Raw genomic sequence first — 20,022 nt, forward strand, 5'->3', positions numbered from 1 at the left:
AGGACCGGGCGCCCCCGCCCACGTGGTGGGGGCGCCCGCGCGGTAGCCCGCCACCGGGCCACGCCACCAGCGCCACCACACACCCAATCCGTCAGGAGGAGCGCAGTGACCACCATTGTGCACAACTGGTCGATGATCGCATCGGGCCTGCTCACCACCCTCGTCATCTCCGTGACCGCCTACGCCGGCGCGCTCGTCCTGGGCTCCCTGCTGGCGGTGTGCCGCGTCAGCCCCCTGCCGCCCCTGCGTCTTCTGGCCGCCACCTGGGTCACCGTGGCCACCAACGTGCCGGTCCTGTGCTCCATGATCCTCCTGGGGCTGGGGATCCCCCGCCTGGGCGTCCACATCTCCCTGCTCTGGGCGGCGGTGGTGGCTGTGGTGTTCTCCGGCTCGGGCTACGTGTGCGAGGCGGTGCGCAGCGGTATCAACACCGTCTCCAAGGGCCAGGTCGAGGCGGCCCGGGCCCTGGGGATGCCGTTCGGGCTCATTGTCCGCGCCGTGGTGCTGCCCCAGGCCCTGGCGCAGGCGATCCAGCCGCTGGTCAATATCCTCATCGCCTGCCTCATCGGCTCCTCCCTGGCCGCCGCCATAGGGGTGCCGGAGCTGACCAACGTCACCCGGGCGCTGAACAACAAGAGCGGTGAGGCCGTCCTCATGTTCCTCCTGTCGGGACTGGTCTACCTGGCTATCGCCTACCTGGCCACCCGCGTGGGCAGCCTCCTGGAGCGCCGCCTGACCCGCTCGCAGGGGGCGGCCCGATGAGCACCGAGCTGCTGACCACCCGCCCGGTGCCCCGCCCCGCCCGCAGGGGGCGTAAGGCCACCGACGCCGACCTCCTCTTTGACGTCCCCGGCCCGGTGGGCAGGCGGCGCCTGGACGTGCTGTCCGCGGTCGCCATCCTCGTCATCGCCGCCCTGGTGGCCCTCCTGCTGCTCAAGGCCAGGCAGGTCGGGGTCCTGGACTACCCCCGGTGGCGCTACTTCCTGGGCACCTCCACGGTCACCGTCCTGGGCAAGGCCCTGAGGGACACGCTCCTGGCGGCCCTCATCGCCGCGGTGCTGTCCTTCCCCCTGGGCGTGCTGCTGGGGGTGGCGCGCCTGTCCGCCAGCCGGGTGGTGCGCGCGGTGGTGGGCACCTGGATCGACGCCATGCGTGCCGTGCCCATGCTCCTGCTGGTCTACTTCTTCCTGCTGGCCTTCCGGCCGCTGACGGGGGTGACGCTCTCGGCGCTGTGGATGCTGGTCATTCCCATTGTCATGTGCTCCTCGGCCACGACGGCGGAGGTCTTCCGCTCCGGGGTGCTCTCCCTGCCCGCCGGGCAGAGGGAGGCCGCCCAGGCCCTGGGCCTGTCTGCGGGGCAGACCATGCGCCTGGTCCTGGCCCCCCAGGCGCTGCGGCTCATGCTCCCCACGCTCATTACCCAGCTGGTCACGATCCTCAAGGACACCTCCCTGGGCTACGTGGTGGCCTACAATGACCTGACGTACGCCGGAAGGGTGATCGAGACCTTCGCGCAGTCCAGGTACAACCTGAACGTCTTCATCCAGACCTACATTGTCATCGCGCTCCTCTACCTGCTGGTGAACTGGGCCCTGGGGGCCCTGGCCCGCTGGCTGGAGGTCCGGACCCGTTGAGGGGCGGCTCCCGCAGGCCCCGCCGTCGCGGGTCCTGCGGGGCGGTGGCCGTAGTCTGGGGCCATGAGCAACGCCTCCTCCATCCTGTCCAACGTCGGCTCCGAGCGGGTGCGGCGTGTGGCCGGCCTGATCCGGCGCCAGGCACGCAACCGGTTCGGGCGCTTCCTGGTCGAGGGGCCCCAGGGCGTGCGCGAGGCCGTGCGCCACGCCCCCGGCGCCGTCCACGACGTCTACGCCACCCCCGAGGCCGCCCGGCGGCACGCGGGGATCTGGCAGGAGGCCGAGGCCGCCGGCCTGTACCGCCACCTGGTGACCGACGAGGTCATGAGGGCCATGAGCCCCGACGCCCAGGGCGTCCTGGCGGTCGTGGCTACCCCGGGGGACCAGGCGCTGGCGCCTGTCCTGCGGGGCGCCCGGCTCGTCGTCGTGCTCACGGCGGTCCAGGACCCCGGTAACGCGGGCACCATGATCCGCACGGCCGACGCCGCCGGGGCCGACGCCGTCGTCCTCCTGCGGGGCAGCGTCGAGGTGACGGCGCCCAAGGTGGTGCGCGCCACCGCGGGCTCCCTGTTCCACCTGCCCGTGGTCACCGGCGTGGAGCTGGAGGAGGGGCTCACCGCCCTGCGGCAGGCAGGGCTGGGCCTGCTCGCGGCGGACGCCAGGGGGGACACGGACCTCTTCACGGCCGACGACGTGCTCACCGCGCCCACCGCCTGGCTGCTGGGCAACGAGGCCCACGGCCTGGGCCCCCGGGTCCTCCAGGAGGCCGACGCCGTGGTCCGCGTCCCCGTGTTCGGCCACGCGGAGTCCCTCAACGTGGCCAGCGCCGCGGCGGTCTGCCTCTACGCCTCCGCCCGCGCCCAGCGCTGAGGGGCAAGCCCTTGGCGCCGCCGCCACGGCCCTGTGCCAGTGCCGCTAACCGCGGGCACGGACCCGGGAGCCGTGGGGTTCGCCTGCTGGCCGTTGGCGGCGGGCACCGCCTTGCACGGCCTCCCACCGGTCCTGCCGGTGGCGGGGTGCTGCTGCTCCTGGCCTTTGCCCGGGTACCGGGGCCCTCGTCTGTCCCCGGGTCGTCGTGGGGCCCGGGCGCGCGAGTACGGCCAAGGACGCCCCGGCGGCACTGCATTAGGATGCCCTTAGTCGAGGCGTGCTGGTCTTGGGCCCGCACGGCCCCGTAGAGACCTATGAGAGGAACCGCAGGTGCCACTGTCTACCACCCTCCTCGTCTGCGACGTGCTCGCCACGGGCATGGTCGCCGGCTTCCTCACCATGTACTGCCTCACGATCGGCGGCTACTTCACCTTCATGGTGCGCACCGGGCGGGCAGAGGAGCTCCAGCGCACCTACCCCGAGTTCCGGCGTCGCATCCACCTGAAGCCGGTCTACGGCTTAACAATGCTCCTGCAGCTCCTCGTCGCCCTCGTGACGCTGGTCGCGGGCCGGGGAACCGGGGTCCTCCACCTTCTGCCAGCCGCCTGCTGCCTGCCGTTCCTCCTCCTCGTGCACGGGCTCACGGGCTTCACCCGCCCCGAGGAGCGCCTGGTGAGCGGCCAGCACCTCACCGACACGGAGCTCGCCCGCTATGCGCGCCTCAACCTCCCCCTGCACGCGGTGTACGCCTGCCTCTACGCGGCCTCCACGCTCCTCCTGCTCATCCCGGCACTCACCTGACCGCCCCTGACCGCCCGCCGCCAGGGCCCGGGTCCCGGCGGCGGGCTGCTAGGCTCCCTTCCATGGGCCATGAGCGGGTGCTGCTGTCGGAGGGGTCGAGCCTGACGGCCCGCGAGACCGTGACGGTGCTGGGCTCCCGCGGGGTCGGCGTGGAGGTGGCCTCCGCGATCGGTCGGCCGCTGGCCTCCTTCAGCGTGTGGTGCCAGGCGGTGCGCAAGGTCCCCGCCCCGGGCTGTGACCCCGTGGGGTATCTGCACGCCGTCGACGCCCTCCTGGCCTCGGGCAGGTACCGGGCCCTGCTAGCCACGCACGAGCAGGCGTGGCTGCTGGCCGCAGGCAGGAGGTACCTTCCTCACGCCTCCGGCTGGCTCGCCGTCGCCGGGGCGTCAGCATTCGAGCAGGTGCAGTCCAAGATCGCCTTCGCTGGCGTGTGCGACGAGCTCGGTATTCCCCAGCCGGCCTGGCACGAGGTGCACTGTGAGGCGGACCTGGACCGGATCGGCTACCCGGTGTGGGTCAAGGCCGCCTACTCCACGGCTGGTCGCGGAGTGGTCCGGGCCGGAACGCGTGCCGAGGCGCTCTCGGCATGGCGGGTCCTGAGGTCCGACGGCGCCGCGGTCATGGTTCAGGCTCCGGCGAGGGGTACCTACCGGCAGGTGGCCGCGCTGTTCGACCACGGTCGGCTCATCGCGGCCGCGTGCAGCGAGCGCATCGGCCTTGGCGCGGGCGGCTCCGCGGCGGCGCGTCTGTCGGTGAGCGACCCGGCCGCGGTCGACGTCGTCTCCCGTCTCGGCCGGCGACTGGCCTGGCACGGCGGCCTCACCTGTGACTACTTCGCCGAGGGCCCTGGACGGAACATGTTCATCGAGTGCAACCCGCGCACCACCGAGCCCGGCAATGCCGCCGCGGCCGGGGTCAATCTGCCGATGCTGACCATCGCGCTCGCCACGGGTGGACGGCTGCCCCGCACGCCGCTCATCGCCAGGGCCGGGGTGCGCACCCGCTCGACCATGGCCCTCGCCCTGGGCGCTGCCGAGCAGCGGGGGAGCCGCCGTGCCGTGCTCGGCTCACTGGGCCGCGCCCTGGGGTGCCGTCCACCTCTTCAGCGCAGCCGCGAGGTCCTCACCCCCGTGGGCCGGGACCCCCTCAGCCTCGCCCCGGCCCTGGCCGTCGTCGGCACCCTCCTGGCACGGCCACGCACTGTGACCGCCCTGGCCGACGGCGCCGTCAGCGCCTACGCGGTCACGCCCCGCACCATCGACCGGCTGCGGCACTGACGCCGCCGATCCGGGGACGCACTCATCCCGCGCGCCTTGTCGCGCACCGGGCGCCGGTGCGCGCTGCCGTCGGGGCCCAGGCAGGCGACCAGGGCAGGACGGCGGGGGCGACGTCGGGCGGAAGCCGGTGGGCACGACGTCGCCTCTCAAAGCCGTCGGGTGGTCAGGATACGGACCTGCGGCACAGAGGGCCGCCGTATACAGGCCCCCTCGCATCAGGCCCCCAGGTCCCGGCGTCGCCAGGCCACCAGGCCCACCAGGATCCCAGCGGCCCCCACCACCGCCTGCACCACCAGGGGCCACCAGTCCACCGGGCCGACGACGTCCAGGTGGTGGCCGAGCACGCTCAGGTCCCGCGCCCAGCGGGGCAGCCTGACCAGGCCCCCGAAGAACTGGGCGAAGACGCTCCAGGCCACCACCGCCCACACCAGGCTGACGTACCGGGGCGCCAGCCCCACCAGCGCCAGGGCCAGGCCGACCGCCGCGAGCAGCCCCGGCAGCTGGCTGAGGGTGAAGACCAGGGCCCGCCCCACCGCGTGGTCCACGGTGACCTGGGTGGCCACCGCCGCCGCGAGCACCCCGCCGGAGAGCACCAGCAGCCCGGCGCCCTCGAGGGCGGCGGCACCCGTCCGGGTCAGGAACAGGCACGTGCGCCCCACCCCGGCAGCCGCCTCGACCTCGACCAGCCCCGCCCGCTCGTAGGCGGCCAGCCCGCTCGCCCGACCCACCGCCGCCACGACCACCAGGAGCACGGTGAGGACCGTCAGCAGGGACAGGAACTGCACCACCGGGCTGCCCTCGGCCATGAGGGCGACGTAGGCCTGTGTGGGCGAGCCCGGTTCCAGCAGGGTGGTCACCGTGCCCGACATCGCCCCGAACAGGACGGACACGGCCACGGCCGCCACCGCCCAGGAGCCAGCGGAGCGCACCGCCAGACGCCCCAGGAGGTCAGCGTGCCCCCGCACCCGCCACCGGCGTCGGCTCGACGCGCGGTCCGGCAGGTACCCGCCCAGGTACTCCCGACGCCGGTACAGCAGCGCCCCGCCGGCCAGGAGGGCCAGGCACAGGCAGGTGCACGCCAGCAGCGGCCACGCGCGGTCCTCGGTGTAGGGCCGCACCAGGTCGCGCCAGCCCAGGGGGCTTGCCCACCTCAGCCACCCTGAGAGCCGTGAGGAGCCGGCCTCGTCGGACGCCACCCGCATCCCGAAGGCCACCCCGAGACAGGCCAGGGACAGGCCCCGCGCCCCGGGCCCGCTGCGGGCCAGCTGGCACACCACCACGGCCAGGGCGAGAGCGGCCCAGCCGACCACCGCGACCGTGCCCGCCACGGCCCACGCCCCGGCGACGGTCAGCTCGGCCACGTCCAGCGTCATGACGTGGAGAATCCCGCCCACGCCCGCTGCGAGCAGGCCCACCGCTCCGGCCACGAGCAGGACCGGGGCGACCAGGGGCACCCAGCGCCCGGCCCCGGCGCCACGCACCACCTCCACCAGGCCCTCGTCCTCGTCGGCACGCAGCAGCCGGCACGTCAGCAGCACCGCCATGAGGCTGACGCACGTGAGCAGGTAGCTGCCCACCTCCCACTGGGCGAGCTGGCCGATGGTGCCCGGGTAGGGGAGGACCCCGTAGAGCAGCCTGGTGCCCGCTGAGGCGTGCATGCCCTCAATGAGCCCGGCGCGCAGCTCCAGGGTCGGGTAGGCGCTCTGGTAGCTCGGGACCATGGCGGCCAGCCCCCACAGCGGCAGGACCCAGGCGAGTACCCGGACCCGGCACCTGGAGGTGAGCAGGCGCAGTGCCGGCCCCAGCCCCGCGAGCGCGTCGTGGCCGGCAGGGGCACGGTCTCCCGCCGCGCTCACAGGACGTCCTCGTAGTGGCGCAGGAACAGGTCCTCCAGGCTGGCGGCCTGACAGGTCACGTCGGTGGCCCGGTGCCCGGCCACCACCTCCAGCACCTCGGGCACGCGCCCGGCCGGGACCTGGACGACCAGGTGGTCTCCGTCACGCTCCGGGGCGGTCCTAAGGGCGGTGAGCGCCGCCGCCACGGCGTCGAGGCGCCCGGGGGTGTCACGGACCTCGACACGGGTCCGTGACAGGCGCCGCAGGGTACCCAGGTCCCCGTCCTCCACCACGCGCCCGTCCTTGACAATGGTCACCGCCGAGCACAGGCTCTGCACCTCGGCCAGGACGTGGCTGGAGAGCAGGATGGTGCGCCCCGCGCTCGCGGCCCGGGCGACCTCCTGGGTGAACACGCGCTCCATGAGCGGGTCCAGGCCGGATGTGGGCTCGTCGAGGACGAGCAGCCGGGTGGGGGCGGCCAGGGCGGCGATGAGCGCCACCTTCTGCCGGTTCCCCTTGGAGTAGGTGCGCACCTTCTTGCTCGGGTCCAGCTCGAACCGCTCCGTGAGCTCCTCCTCCCGGGCCCGGTCGCGTGAGCCGCGCAGGCCGGCCAGGGCGTCCAGGACCTGCCCGCCGGTCAGGTTCGGCCACAGGACGACGTCCCCGGGCACGTAGGACACCTCCCGGTTGACGGCCGAGGCCTGGTGCCCCGGGTCGCGACCCAGGACGCGCACGCTTCCGGCGTCGGGCCGGTACAGGCCCAGCAGCACGCGGATGGTGGTGGACTTGCCGGCCCCGTTGGGGCCCAGGAAGCCGTGGACGGATCCGGCGGCCACCTCCAGGTCCAGGCCGTCCAGCGCGGTCACGCGCCCGAAGCGCTTGACCAGGCCCCGGACGTGCACGGGTGCCTGGTTCTCGTGGTCGGTCATAGGGTCCTTGCTAGTGGTTTTGGTCACAGCACAGGGTCCTTTCCTGCTGAGCGGCGGATAGTGGCGGCGAAGTCGGGGTCGGCGAGCAGGAGCTCCAGGAGACGGCTGGCGAAGGCGTGCTGGGCGGGGCAGGGGTAGCCAGCGTCGGACAGGACCTGGACCAGGTGCCACATGGCGTGTCCCATCACCCCGTCCGGCAGGTCGCCCAGGACGGCCAGGGTGAGGTGCTTGTGGCGGCTGATCAGGTCCATGCTGCGGGCGGCCAGGTCGCGGGCGGTGGCGACACCCTGGTCGCCGGGCAGCTGGGCCAGGTGGGCGAAGGTGGTGATCTGCTGGGCGCACATGTCGAGCTCGGCGTCGTCAAGGGCCTCGATAAAGGGGACGACGCTGTCGGGGACCATGCCGAGCGACCCCAGGACCAGGACCATCTGGCGCTCCGTGTGCACGCTGCGCACGTCCCCGCCCAGGGCCCGGACCCGCGCCTCGAGCGCGTCGTAGAAACGGGTCAGGGCGCTCGGCACGGGGGCCAGGGCCTGGCCGGCCTCCACGCGGGAGATGAGGGCGTCGATCCGCTGCGCCTGCTCGGCCAGCAGGCGGCGCTGGGCCGAGATGGTGTCCTTCACGGCCCGCAGGTCGCTCAGCACCACCTGACGGTGCGACCCGGTGCCGGGCTGCTCCGGGCAGGTGGCGGGTTCGGGGGCCAGGACCTCGGCGACCTGGCGCAGCGACAGGCCGCTGTCTGCCAGCCACCGGATACGCAGCAGGCGCGCCAGGTGCCCGACGCCGTACTCGCGCCTGCCGCGCACGGTGGGCGGTACCTCCAGCAGGCCCAGGCGGTGGTAGTGCCTGACCGCCCGGGGCGTGGTCCCGGCCAGGTCGGCGATCTTGGTGACGCGCATGGCCCCATCCCACCAGGTGACGCAACGTCACCGTCAAGCGGTGGCGGGAGGGCGAGGGCGCCTGGAGTCGAACGTACCGGTGGGGCCGACTACTCTGGGACCCGGCACGAGACACCCAGACCCGGTGGGAAGGCACACTCATGACTCATGCACCCGGCGCGCTCTCGCCCCTGGACGAGGCGGGCGTTAACGCCGCCGTCCAGGAGGCCCTGGCCGCCTTCGCGGCAGCCGACTCCCTGGCGGCCCTCAAGGAGGCCCGTCTGGCCCACACCGGCGACGCCTCGCCCCTGGTCCTGGCCAACCGGGGTATCGGCGCCCTGGACAAGGCGGACAAGCCGGTGGCCGGCAGGCTCCTGGGCGCCGCCCGCGCACGCCTCCAGGCCGCCCTGGCCTCCCGGCAGGAGGCGCTGGAGGCGGCCGCCGAGGAGGAGATGCTCGCCACCGAGGCCGTCGACGTCACCGTCCCCACCGCGCGCGCGGCCGCCGGCGCCCGCCACCCCCTGGACGTCCTCATTGACGAGGTCTGTGACATGTTCACCGCCATGGGCTGGTCCATCGCCGAGGGCCCGGAGGTGGAGCACGAGTGGTTCGACTTCGACGCCCTCAACTTCGACGCCGACCACCCCGCCCGCCAGATGCAGGACACCTTCTACGTCCGGGGCGACTCCGTCGGCGCGCCCGACGGCGAGCCGGCCAACCTGGTGCTGCGCACCCACACCTCCCCGGTGCAGGCCCGCGTCATGCTGGACCACCGGCCCCCTATCTACGTGGCCTGCCCCGGCAAGGTCTTCCGCTCCGACGAGCTCGACGCCACCCACACCCCCGTCTTCCACCAGGTCGAGGGCCTGGCCGTGGACAGGGGCCTGACCATGGCCCACCTCAAGGGCACCCTCGACCACTTCGCCAGGGCCATGTTCGGGCCCGAGGCCCGCACCCGCCTGCGCCCCTCCTTCTTCCCCTTCACCGAGCCCAGCGCCGAGATGGACCTGTGGTTCCCGGCCAAGAAGGGCGGGGCCGGGTGGATCGAGTGGGGCGGCTGCGGCATGGTCAACCCGGACGTGCTCACCGCCTGCGGCATCGACCCCGAGGTCTACACCGGCTTCGCCTTCGGCATGGGCCTGGAGCGCACCCTCATGCTGCGCCACGGCATCGCCGACATGCACGACATCGTCGAGGGCGACATCCGCTTCTCCCAGCAGTTCGGCACCACCGGAAAGGGTCACTGACATGCCATACGTCCCCCTCGAGTGGCTGCGCGAGCACGTTGACGTCCCCGCGGGCCTGAGCGCCGCCCAGCTCGCCTCCGACCTGGTGCGGGTGGGCCTGGAGGAGGAGCGCGTCGTCCCCCCCGCCGTCACCGGCCCCCTGGTGGTGGGCAGGGTACTGACCCGCGAGGCCAGGAAGCAGTCCAACGGCAAGACCATTAACTACTGCCGGGTGGACGTGGGGCCTGTGCACAACGACGCCCCCGGCACCGGCAAGGAGCCCTCTGAGCTGCCCAGCCGCGGGATCGTGTGCGGCGCCCACAACTTCGACGTCGGCGACCTCGTGGTGGTGTCCCTGCCCGGCGCCGTCCTGCCCGGCGACTTCCGCATCGCCGCCCGCAGGACCTACGGGCACGTCTCCGACGGCATGATCTGCTCGGCCCGGGAGCTGGGTATCGGCGAGGACCACTCCGGCATTATCGTCCTGGGGCGGTGGCTGGCCGAGCACGGCCGCACCGGCGAGGAGCCCCCCGCGCCGGGCACCGACGCGCTGCCCATCCTGGGACTGGGGGAGGAGGTCCTGGAGATCAACGTCACCCCGGACCGCGGCTACTGCTTCTCCATGCGGGGCGTGGCCCGCGAGTACTCCCACGCCACCGGGGCCCGCTTCACCGACCCCGCCGACGCCACGAACCCGGACCTGTTCCCGGGCGGCCTGGCCCCGTCCACCGGGTCCACGGACGGGGTCTCCCACCCCGCCGACGGGGCCTTCCCGGTGCGTATCGACCCTGACCCCAGGCCCGTGCGCGGCCGGGTGGGCGCCGACCGCTACGTGGCCCGCGTGGTGCGCGGCATCGACCCCGCCGCCCCCTCCCCGGCCTGGATGCGCGAGCGCCTGACCGCCGCCGGGATGCGTCCCATTAGCCTGATCGTGGACGTCACCAACTACGTCATGCTGGACCTGGGCCAGCCCCTGCACGCCTTCGACGCCGGCAAGCTCACCGCCCCCGTCGTGGTGCGCCGCGCCAGGGCGGGGGAGTCCCTGACCTTCCTGGACGGGGTCACCCGCACCCTGGATCCTGAGGACCTGGTCGTCGCCGACTCCCCGGACGGCCAGGGCTCCCGGGCCCTGGTGCTCGCCGGGGTGTTCGGGGGCGCCGACGCCGAGATCGACGCCGCCACCACCGACGTCGTCATTGAGGCCGCCCACTTCGACCCGGTGAGCGTGGCCCGCTCCGCGCGCCGTCACCGCCTGCCCACCGAGTCCTCCAAGCGCTTTGAGCGTGGGGTGGACACCGCCCTGGCCCCCGTGGCCGCCCAGCGGGCCGTGGACCTGCTCGTGGAGTACGGCGGGGGGGTCGCCGACCCGGTGGCCTCCGACGTGGACCGCACCTCGGCCCCCGCGCCCCTGGTGGTGCGCCCCGACTTCGCCGCCCGCCTGGCCGGCGTGGACTACGACCCGGCGCGCGTCACCGAGCTGCTGACCGCCATCGGCTGCGTCGTGGCGCCCGCGCGGGCCGAGGACGGCACCGGGATGCTGTCGGTGACCCCGCCCACCTGGCGTCCCGACCTGGTGGGGGCCGCCCACCTGGCCGAGGAGGTCGCCCGTCTGGACGGCTACGACTCCATCCCCGTCATCGTGCCCACGGCACCCGCTGGCACCGGCCTGACCCCGCGTCAGCGGGCCCGGCGCGACGTGGTACGGGCCCTGGCTGACGCCGGGATCACCCAGGTGCTGTCCTACCCGTTCATCGGGGACGTGCACGACCGCCTGGGGATCCCGGCGGACGACCCGCGCCGTACCACCGTCCGCCTGACCAACCCCCTGGCCGAGGACGCCCCCGCCCTGCGCACGTCCGTCCTGGACTCCCTGGTGGAGGTCGCCGGGCGCAATATCTCCCGGGGCCTGGGCGACGTGGCCGTCTACGAGGTGGGCTCCGTCACCCACCCGGCTGGCACCGTGCCCGCCGCCATCCCCGGGGTGGACCGGCGCCCCACCGCCAAGGAGGTCGCCGCCCTGGAGGCGGGGATCCCCTCCCAGCCCGTGCACGTCGGCGTGGTCCTGACCGGGGTGCGCGTCAGGGGCGGGGTGCTGGGGCCTGACCGCCCCTGGGACTGGGCCGACGCCGTCGAGGTGGCCCGCACCGTCGCCGCGACCCTGGGCGTGGAGGTGTCCGTCCGCGCCCCTGAGCGGCCCTACGCCCCCTGGCACCCCGGGCGCACCGCGGAGATCCGCCTGGCACCGGTGCGCCGGGGCAGGGACCTGGTCCCCGGGGAGCTGGTCGGCCACGCCGGGGAGCTCCACCCGCGCGTGGTGCGTGCCCTGGGCCTGCCACCGCGCGCCTGCGCCGTCGAGCTGGACCTGGACGTCCTCCTGGACGCCTCCGCGGCAGCGGGACCCCTCCAGGTCAGGCCCGTCTCGACCTTCCCCGCCGCCAAGGAGGACATCGCCCTGGTGGTGGACGAGTCCGTCCCGGCCGCCCAGGTGGAGTCCGTGGTCCGGCAGGCCGCCGGGGACCTGGCCGAGGAGGTGCGCCTCTTCGACGTCTTCCGGGGCCCGCAGGTCGGTCAGGGACGTAAGTCCCTGGCCCTGTCCCTGGTGCTGCGCGCCGCGGACCGCACCCTGACCGCTGGCGAGACCGCCGCCGTACGCAAGCGCGTGGTCAAGCGTGCGGGCAGGCTCCTGGGCGCCGAGCTGCGCAGCTGAACGGCTGACCGGGGCGCCCGGGCGCCGACCTCCTGCCCCGCACCTTGCCCAGGCTGGCTGGCCGGGCCGGGGTGCCCGGGAGGACAGTTGCGTGTACATACCCCCGGTCCGCGGCCGGTCGGGCAGGGGTGCCCGGGCCCGGCTGGTGGACGTGCCGTCATGGCGTGATACACGTCATGACGGCACGTGCGTTACCGGGACGTGAACAGACGGCGGGTCCCGGACACGGCCCCGGCCTTCAGCGATACTGGTCGTCATGAAGATTCTGCTCACGTCCTCCTCCCGCCACGGCTCGACCGACGAGGTCGCGGCCGTCATCGCCGAGCGGCTGCGTGCCGCCAGGATCGAGGTGGAGGTCATGCGTCCCGAGGACGTCGTCAGCGTGGACGGGTACGACGCCTTCATCCTGGGCAGCGCCGTCTACATGACCCAGTGGACCCCCCAGGCCGTCGACTTCGCCAAGCGCTTCCGCGACACCCTGGCGGCCAGGCCCGTGTGGGCCTTCTCCGTGGGCCTCTCCGGCCTGCCCAAGGGCAAGGTGGCCGACCCCACGCGCATTGGCCCCGTCCTGCTGGCGCTGGAGCCTGAGGACCACGTCACCTTCCCCGGGCGCTTCGCCCCCGCCGACCTGAGCCTGCGTGAGCGCGCCGTGGCCCGCCTGGGCGGGGCCTCCGAGGGCGACTACCGCGACTGGGACACCGTGCGCGCCTGGGCGGACGCCATTGCCACCACCCTCACCGCCAACGCCTGAGCCACCCGCTCCCGCCCGCCTCCCCCAACCGCGCGAGAACGGTACTTATTGCTCGTGAGAACGGTACTTGTTCCCCACGACCCGGGCCAGCTAGCGCTGGCAGCACCCGTCTGGTAGCCGTTGCCCTGCCACCCCGCGTGCCCGCCCGGACCTCCGCACGAGGGCGGTGGGCGTCCTCGGTCAGCGGGCACGTGCCATGGTGCCCGCAGGGTCGGCCTGGTCGGGGGCCAGGCCCCTCCACGCGACCAGACGTGCGCCGCTCCTGCACAGGGACGGGGCGGGAGCGGGTCCTTCACGGAGCGCCGGTGCTCCTGCGGGAACGCCGTGAGCGCCCCGTTCTCAGTACGAACAAGTACCGTTCTCGCGACGAACAAGTACCGTTCTCGCGGTACCCGGCTGTGAGCAAGGTGACGGCAGGAGGGCGTCCCGGCAATTGCATGTCTATGCAGAAAACTGTATGTTTCACGTATGAGCTGGACAGCAGCGGTCGCCGGAGCGACCGGTTACGCCGGGGGAGAGGTCCTGCGCCTCCTGGCCTCGCACCCCTACCTGGAGGTCGGTGCGCTCACCGCCTCCTCCAGCGCCGGCACCCGTCTCGGTGAGCACCACCCCCACCTGGCCGCCCTGGCCCGACGCCGGGTGGAGCCCACCGACGTCGCCCACCTGCTGGACCACGACGTCGTCGTGCTGGCCCTGCCGCACGGGGCCTCAGGGGCCGTCACCGCCGCCCTGGAGGAGGCGGGGGCCGCCGCCGGTCACACCCCCCTGCTCCTGGACTGCGGGGCCGACCACCGCCTGACTAGCGCCAGGGCCTGGGAGGACTACTACGGTCCCGGCTTCTGCCCGCCCTGGACCTACGGCATGCCCGAGCTCCTGCACGCCGGGGAGACCACCGCCACCGCCCAGCGCCGCGCCCTGGCCAGCACCCGGCACGTCGCCGTGCCCGGGTGCAACGTCACCGCCGTGACCCTGGCCGTCCAGCCGGGCGTCGCCGCGGGCCTGCTGGACCCCGGCGCCCTGACCGCGGTCCTGGCCGTGGGCTACTCCGGGGCCGGCAGAGCGCTCAGGCCCCACCTGACGGCCTCGGCCGCCCTGGGAGGTGCCCAGCCCTACGCCGTCGGCGGCACCCACCGCCACATCCCCGAGGTCGTCCAGAACCTGGAGGTCGCCGGCGCCCCCGCCGGGTCGGTGCGCCTGTCCCTGACCCCCGTCCTGGTCCCCATGAGCCGCGGCATCCTGGCCACCGTCACCGCCCCGGTGTCCGACGCCGTCGCCAGCGCCCCCGACCCCCAGGCCCTTCTGCGTGCCCCCTGGGAGGCCGCCTACGGCCCCGCTGGTACGGTCGGCGGTACGCAGGGCACAGAGGGTGCCCCGGCCAGCGGCCCCGGTACCCCGGCCGACGGCGGTCCTGGCGTGAACCCGGCCGAGGGCGAGCCCGCCCCGACCGGCGGCGAGGCCCTGGTCAACCTCCTGGAGCCGGGCACCTGGCCCACCACCGGGGCGGTCCTGGGCTCGGGCCTGGCGACCGTCCAGGTCACCTACGACGCCCGCGCCGGGGTCGCCACTATGCTGTGCGCCATTGACAACCTGGGCAAGGGGACCGCCTCCGCCGCCCTCCAGTGCCTCAACCTCGCCCTCGGCCTGCCCGAGGACACCGGCGTTATCACCGAAGGAGTCGCCCCATGAGCGTGACCACCGCCACAGGCTTCCGGGCCGCTGGAGTCGTCGCCGGGCTCAAGCGCTCGGGCAAGCCGGACCTGGCCCTGGTCGTCAACGACGGCCCCCTGGACGTGGCCGCAGGCGTCTTCACCACCAACCGGGTGGTGGCCGCCCCGGTGGTCTGGTCCCGCCAGGCGGTCGCCGACGGCGCCGCCCGCGCCGTCGTCCTGAACTCCGGCTCCGCCAACGCCTGCACCGGCGCCGCCGGCTACGCCGACACCGTGGCCACCGCCGAGAAGGTCGCCGGCCTGCTGGGGTGCCGTGCCCAGGACGTGCTGGTGTGCTCCACCGGCGTCATCGGCGAGCCCATCGCCATGCCCGCGCTCCTGGCGGGCACGGAGGTCGCCGCCAGCGAGCTCGCCGCCACCACCCAGGCCGCCCACTGGGCCGCCCTGGCCATTATGACCACGGACACGGTCCCCAAGGAGGACGCCCTGACCGTCTCCGGCTCCCAGGGGAGCTGGTCCGTGGGGGGCATGATCAAGGGCGTGGGCATGCTCGCCCCCGGCATGGCCACCGTCCTGGGGGTGCTCACCACCGACGCCGTCGTGACGCCGGAGGTGGCGGCCCGGGTGCTGGCGTCGGCGGCAGGGCGCACCGTCAACCGCATTAACTCCGACGGCTGCATGTCCACCAACGACTCCGTCCTCCTGCTGGCCTCCGGCGCCTCGGGCGTGTCCCCCGACCCCGGGGAGCTCCAGGAGGCCGTCACCGAGGTCCTGGGCCGCCTGGGCCGCCGCCTGGTGGCCGACGCCGAGGGCGCCACCCACGACATTGCCGTCACCGTGACCGGCGCCGTCAGCGAGGCCGCCGCACTGGCCGCCGCCCGCACGGTGTCCTCCTCCAACCTCCTCAAGTGCGCCGTCGCCGGGCAGGATCCCAACTGGGGCCGGGTCCTGGCCCAGCTCGGCACCGTCCCGGAGGAGGTCTGCCCCTTTGACCCCGGGCAGGTGGACGTGGCCATGAACGGGGTGACGATCTTCGCCCACGGGGCCCTGGGGAGCGACCGCTCCGAGGTGGACATGAGCCCCCGGGAGACCCGCATCGACATCAGCCTCAACGCGGGCGACGCGACGGCCACCGTCTGGACCAACGACCTCACCCACGGCTACGTCACCATTAACGCGGACTACACCACATGAGCACCACCCACCTGACCGACTCCCTGACCCCTACCCAGAAGGCCTCCGTGCTCCTGGAGGCCATGCCCTGGCTGCGCGCCTACCGGGGCGCCACCGTCGTCATCAAGTACGGCGGCAACGCCATGGTGGACGAGGACCTCAAGCGGGCCTTCGCCGACGACGTCCTCTTCCTGCACCAGGTGGGCCTGCGTCCCGTGGTGGTCCACGGCGGCGGCCCCCAGATCAGCGCCATGCTCTCCCGGCTGGGTATTGACTCCGAGTTCCGTGGCGGGCTGCGGGTGACCACCCCCGAGGTCATGGACGTGGTGCGCATGGTCCTCACCGGCGGCGTCCAGCGCGAGCTCGTCTCCCTGCTCAACCGGGTGGGCTCGGCCGCGGTGGGCATCAGCGGCGAGGACGGCGGCCTGCTGCGGGCCCGCCAGCGCCTGGCCACGGTGGACGGGGAGGCGGTGGACGTGGGCCTGGTCGGGGACGTCGTCGAGGTCAGCCCCCGCCCGGTCCTGGACCTGCTGGCCCAGGGGCGTATCCCGGTCATCTCCTCCGTGGCCCCCCTGGTCGCCGACTCCACCACCGTGCTCAACGTCAACGCGGACACCGCGGCCGCCGCCCTGGCGGTGGCCCTGCGGGCCCAGAAGCTCATGGTGCTCACCGACGTCGAGGGCCTGTACTCCGACTGGCCAGACCGCTCCAGCCTGGTCTCCCGCATTAGCGTCAGCGCCCTGGAGCGGCTCCTGCCCGACCTGGGCTCCGGGATGATCCCCAAGATGGAGGCCTGCGCGCGGGCGGTGCGCGGGGGAGTGGGCCAGGCACACGTCGTGGACGGGCGCCAGCCCCACTCCATGCTCCTGGAGATCGTCACCGACGACGGGGTGGGGACCGTGGTCTACCCCGATATCGCCGGGCCGGTCGGGGACGGTGACCTGGTGTGAGCACGAGCGCGACACCGGCTACCACCCCGCCCGCCACCCGCTCCTGGCGCGAGCGCTACCGCCAGGCGGTCATGCCCACCTTCGGCACTCCCGCCCGGGTCCTCGTGCGCGGTCGGGGCGCCCACGTCTGGGACGCCGACGGGGTGGAGTACACCGACCTGCTGGCAGGTATCGCCGTGAACTGCCTGGGGCACGCCCACCCCGCCCTGGTGGCGGCCGTCAGCGAGCAGATGTCCACCTTGGGGCACGTGTCCAACCTGTTCACCACCCCGGGGCAGATCCGCCTGGCCGAGGAGCTGGCCAGGATCGTCTACCCGGGCTCCGGGCCCGACCAGACCACCGTCTTCCTGGCCAACTCGGGCACGGAGGCCAACGAGGCCGCCTTCAAGATCGCCCGCCGCCACGGCGGGGCCGCCCGCCCCCGGGTCCTGGCCCTCCAGGGCGCCTTCCACGGCCGCACCATGGGGTCCCTGGCCCTGACCCACAAGGCCGCCTACCGCGAGCCCTTCGAGCCCCTGCCCGCAGGGGTGGAGTTCCTCCCCGCGGGTGACGTCGGGGCGCTGGAGGCGGCCCTGGGTCCGGACGTGGCCGCGCTGGTCGTCGAGCCCATCCAGGGCGAGGCGGGGGTGCGTGAGCTCCCCGAGGGCTACCTCCGGGCCGCGCGGGAGGCCACCGCCAGGTCCGGGGCGCTGCTGGTGGTCGACGAGGTCCAGACCGGTATGGGGCGCACCGGCGCCTGGATGGCCCACCACCTGCTGGCCCCGGGCGTGACCCCGGACGTGGTGACCCTGGCCAAGGGCTTGGGCGGCGGGTTCCCCGTCGGCGCCGTGGTGGCCCACGGCCAGGCGGCCCGCCTGCTGGGCCCCGGCCAGCACGGCACCACCTTCGGCGGGAACCCGGTGGCCTGCGCCGCCGCCCTGGCCGTCATCGACACCCTGGAGCACGATGGCCTGCTGGCCCGCGCGGCACGCCTGGGCCGGTCCTGGGCGGGCCAGCTGGCCGCCCTGGAGGGCGTGGCCGAGGTGCGGGGCCGGGGCCTGCTGCTGGGCGTCGGGCTGGAGGAGCGGGTGGGCCCGGCCGGCGAGGTGGCGGAGGAGCTCGCCGGGCGCGGGTTCATTGTCAACGCGCCGCGCCCTGACACGCTGCGCCTGGCCCCGCCCCTGATCCTGCCGGAGGCGGACGCGCAGGCCTTTACCGCGGTCCTGGGGCGGGTCCTGGGGGAGCGGGTGGGGGCCGCCAGCGGCGGGCCGGGATGACCGGCGTACCGGGGGCGGGCTCACACCGTAGAATATGTGACGAGACGAACACGATGAGACCGCGCCCCTAGTTTGCATGAATATACGTACAATTGTATGTTATGATTTATGACGTCACTTCCTGACCGCATGGACACCCTGGTCGCCGTCCCGGCCACCAAAGCAGCCCGCCACGCCATTATCGTCCAGGTCCTGAGCAAGGAACGTATCCGCTCCCAGGCCCAGCTCCGCCAGGTCCTGGCCGAGCGGGGGGTGCTGACCACCCAGGCCACGCTCTCACGCGACCTCGTGGAGCTTCGGGCCACCAAGGTCCGCTCGGCCGGGGGGAACCAGGTCTACGCCATCCCCCAGGCCGGTGCCCCGGGGCAGGTCGGTCCGGGCGCGCCCCTGCCGGAGAGGACCCTGGAGGAGCACGTCACCGCCCGTCTGGCCCGGTGGTGCGCCGACCTCCTGGTCACCGCCGAGTGGGCGGGCAGCCAGCTCGTCCTGCGCACCCCCGCCGGAGCCGCCCAGCTCCTGGCCAGCGCGGTCGATGACGCCATGATACCCGAGGTCCTGGGCTGCATCGGCGGGGACGACACCGTCCTGGTGATCACCCACTCCAACGCCGCCGCTGAGCGCGTGGGCGCCCACCTGCTGGCCCTGGCCGAGTCGGGTAACCGCTGACCCCCACGCCCCCGCACCCTGTGGCCCTGTGGGCGGCAGGGCGACGTCGTCGTGCACAAAAACCCACTAATAAGGAGAACCTTACTATGAGCACCCACAAGGACCGCGTCGTCCTGGCGTACTCCGGCGGCCTGGACACCTCCGTCGCCATTGGCTGGATCGAGGAGGCCACCGGCCGTGAGGTCGTGGCCGTGGCCGTCGACGTCGGCCAGGGAGGGGAGGACCTTGAGGTGATCCGTCAGCGGGCCCTGGACTGCGGGGCCGTGGAGGCCTACGTGGCTGACGCCCGTGAGGAGTTCGCGTCCGAGTACTGCATGCCCGCCCTGAAGGCCAACGCCCTCTACGAGGGCACCTACCCGCTGGTCTCCGCCCTGTCCCGCCCGGTCATCGCCAAGCACCTGGTCAAGGCCGCCCGCCAGTTCGGGGCCCACACGGTGGCCCACGGCTGCACCGGCAAGGGGAACGACCAGGTGCGCTTCGAGGTCTCTATTACCTCCATGGCCCCGGACATGGACTGCATCTCACCGGTACGCGACCTGGCCCTGACCCGTGACGTGGCCATTGACTACGCCGAGAAGCACCACCTGCCCATTGAGACCACCAAGCACAACCCCTTCTCCATCGACCAGAACGTGTGGGGCCGCGCCATTGAGACCGGGTTCCTGGAGGACCTGTGGAACGCCCCCACCAAGGACGTCTACGTCTACACCGACGACCCCACCTACCCGCCCCTGCCCGACGAGGTGACCATTACCTTCCGGCAGGGGATCCCGGTGGCCATCGACGGGCGCGAGGTCACCCCGCTCCAGGCCGTCCAGGAGATGAACCGGCGTGCGGGGGCCCAGGGCGTGGGGCGCATTGACATGGTGGAGGACCGGCTGGTGGGCATTAAGTCCCGCGAGATCTACGAGGCCCCCGGGGCGGTGGCCCTCATTGAGGCCCATCGGGCCCTGGAGGCCGTCACCCTGGAGCGTCTTCAGCGCCGCTACAAGCGCCAGATGGAGCAGGTCTGGGGCGAGCTGGTCTACGAGGCCCAGTGGTACTCCCCGCTCAAGCGCTCCATGGACGCCTTTATCGAGGACACCCAGAGGTACGTCAACGGGGACATCCGCATGGTGCTGCACGGCGGGAGGGCCACCGTCAACGGACGCAGGACCGATACCGGGCTGTACGACTTCAACCTGGCCACCTACGAGACCGGGGACACCTTCGACCAGTCCTCCTCGCGCGGCTTCATTGAGATCTACGGAATGCAGTCCAAACTCGCCGCGGCCCGCGACGTGCGCCTGGGCGGCGTCGGCTTCTGAGGACGGCAGGGGCCTCCCCGGCCCCGGCCCTGACCCCGGCCCCGTCTCTCGCGAGAACGGTACTTGTTCGTCGTGAGAACGGTACTTGTTGTTCG

17 protein-coding genes are annotated in these 20,022 nt (G+C 73.4%); 14 read left to right on the forward strand and 3 right to left on the reverse strand.

Features of this window, described 5'->3' with window-relative positions; translation table 11 throughout:
* Positions 1-105 precede the first annotated feature (105 nt).
* The 5 genes from C3V41_RS02215 (at position 106) to C3V41_RS02235 (ending at position 4,582) form a co-directional block, all read left to right on the forward strand.
* The gene (locus C3V41_RS02215; protein WP_106108920.1) at positions 106-762 is read left to right on the forward strand and encodes an amino acid ABC transporter permease; all 657 of its coding nucleotides are present in this window, start codon (positions 106-108) and stop codon (positions 760-762) included.
* Positions 759-1,634: an amino acid ABC transporter permease gene (locus C3V41_RS02220; protein WP_106108921.1), complete on the forward strand. Its 876-nt coding sequence runs from the start codon at positions 759-761 to the stop codon at positions 1,632-1,634. The genes C3V41_RS02215 and C3V41_RS02220 overlap by 4 nt, the downstream gene beginning before the upstream one ends.
* Positions 1,635-1,697: 63 nt before the next feature.
* Positions 1,698-2,504, forward strand: coding sequence for a TrmH family RNA methyltransferase (locus C3V41_RS02225; protein WP_106108922.1), 807 nt, complete (start codon positions 1,698-1,700; stop codon positions 2,502-2,504).
* Positions 2,505-2,834: 330 nt separating this feature from the next.
* Positions 2,835-3,305: a hypothetical protein gene (locus C3V41_RS02230; protein ID WP_106108923.1), complete on the forward strand. Its 471-nt coding sequence runs from the start codon at positions 2,835-2,837 to the stop codon at positions 3,303-3,305.
* 62 nt (positions 3,306-3,367) lie between these two features.
* The gene (locus C3V41_RS02235) at positions 3,368-4,582 is read left to right on the forward strand and encodes a carbamoyl-phosphate-synthetase (RefSeq protein WP_106108924.1); all 1,215 of its coding nucleotides are present in this window, start codon (positions 3,368-3,370) and stop codon (positions 4,580-4,582) included.
* A 215-nt stretch (positions 4,583-4,797) separates the two neighbouring features.
* On the opposite strand, the gene C3V41_RS02240 is transcribed toward C3V41_RS02235, so the two are convergent.
* The 3 genes from C3V41_RS02240 to C3V41_RS02250 are packed head-to-tail and all read right to left on the reverse strand — an operon-like array spanning position 4,798 to position 8,245.
* On the reverse strand, positions 4,798-6,438 hold the full coding sequence (locus tag C3V41_RS02240) for a Tat pathway signal protein (RefSeq protein WP_106108925.1): 1,641 nt from the start codon (positions 6,436-6,438) through the stop codon (positions 4,798-4,800).
* The gene (locus C3V41_RS02245; protein ID WP_106108926.1) at positions 6,435-7,346 is read right to left on the reverse strand and encodes an ABC transporter ATP-binding protein; all 912 of its coding nucleotides are present in this window, start codon (positions 7,344-7,346) and stop codon (positions 6,435-6,437) included. The genes C3V41_RS02240 and C3V41_RS02245 overlap by 4 nt, the downstream gene beginning before the upstream one ends.
* 23 nt (positions 7,347-7,369) lie before the next feature.
* Positions 7,370-8,245: a MerR family transcriptional regulator gene (locus C3V41_RS02250; protein WP_106108927.1), complete on the reverse strand. Its 876-nt coding sequence runs from the start codon at positions 8,243-8,245 to the stop codon at positions 7,370-7,372.
* 140 nt (positions 8,246-8,385) lie between these two features.
* On the opposite strand from C3V41_RS02250, the gene pheS reads away from it, so the two are divergent.
* The 9 genes from pheS to C3V41_RS02300 all read left to right on the forward strand — a co-directional run bounded on the left by pheS (position 8,386) and on the right by C3V41_RS02300 (position 19,927).
* Positions 8,386-9,471, forward strand: a complete 1,086-nt coding sequence (gene pheS, locus C3V41_RS02255; RefSeq protein WP_106108928.1) for a phenylalanine--tRNA ligase subunit alpha — start codon at positions 8,386-8,388, stop codon at positions 9,469-9,471.
* A 1-nt stretch (position 9,472) separates the two neighbouring features.
* Complete coding sequence (gene pheT / locus C3V41_RS02260) at positions 9,473-12,157, forward strand: phenylalanine--tRNA ligase subunit beta (protein WP_106108929.1); 2,685 nt, start codon at positions 9,473-9,475, stop codon at positions 12,155-12,157.
* A 256-nt stretch (positions 12,158-12,413) separates the two neighbouring features.
* Positions 12,414-12,908: a flavodoxin domain-containing protein gene (locus C3V41_RS02265; protein WP_106108930.1), complete on the forward strand. Its 495-nt coding sequence runs from the start codon at positions 12,414-12,416 to the stop codon at positions 12,906-12,908.
* Positions 12,909-13,376: 468 nt separating this feature from the next.
* Positions 13,377-14,594 (forward strand): N-acetyl-gamma-glutamyl-phosphate reductase, encoded by a 1,218-nt coding sequence (locus C3V41_RS02270; RefSeq protein WP_254423648.1) that lies wholly within the window; start codon positions 13,377-13,379, stop codon positions 14,592-14,594.
* Positions 14,591-15,769 (forward strand): bifunctional glutamate N-acetyltransferase/amino-acid acetyltransferase ArgJ, encoded by a 1,179-nt coding sequence (argJ, locus tag C3V41_RS02280; protein ID WP_106108931.1) that lies wholly within the window; start codon positions 14,591-14,593, stop codon positions 15,767-15,769. The genes C3V41_RS02270 and argJ overlap by 4 nt, the downstream gene beginning before the upstream one ends.
* Positions 15,766-16,698, forward strand: a complete 933-nt coding sequence (argB, locus tag C3V41_RS02285; protein ID WP_106108932.1) for an acetylglutamate kinase — start codon at positions 15,766-15,768, stop codon at positions 16,696-16,698. The genes argJ and argB overlap by 4 nt, the downstream gene beginning before the upstream one ends.
* Complete coding sequence (locus C3V41_RS02290; RefSeq protein ID WP_254423649.1) at positions 16,695-17,954, forward strand: acetylornithine transaminase; 1,260 nt, start codon at positions 16,695-16,697, stop codon at positions 17,952-17,954. Before argB ends, C3V41_RS02290 begins: the two co-directional genes overlap by 4 nt.
* Before the next feature lie 108 nt (positions 17,955-18,062).
* The gene (locus tag C3V41_RS02295) at positions 18,063-18,620 is read left to right on the forward strand and encodes an arginine repressor (protein ID WP_106108933.1); all 558 of its coding nucleotides are present in this window, start codon (positions 18,063-18,065) and stop codon (positions 18,618-18,620) included.
* Positions 18,621-18,706: 86 nt separating this feature from the next.
* Complete coding sequence (locus C3V41_RS02300; protein WP_106108934.1) at positions 18,707-19,927, forward strand: argininosuccinate synthase; 1,221 nt, start codon at positions 18,707-18,709, stop codon at positions 19,925-19,927.
* Positions 19,928-20,022 lie beyond the last annotated feature (95 nt).

It is taken from the genome of Actinomyces sp. oral taxon 897 (assembly GCF_002999235.1).
In the GTDB taxonomy this organism is placed as follows: domain Bacteria; phylum Actinomycetota; class Actinomycetes; order Actinomycetales; family Actinomycetaceae; genus Actinomyces.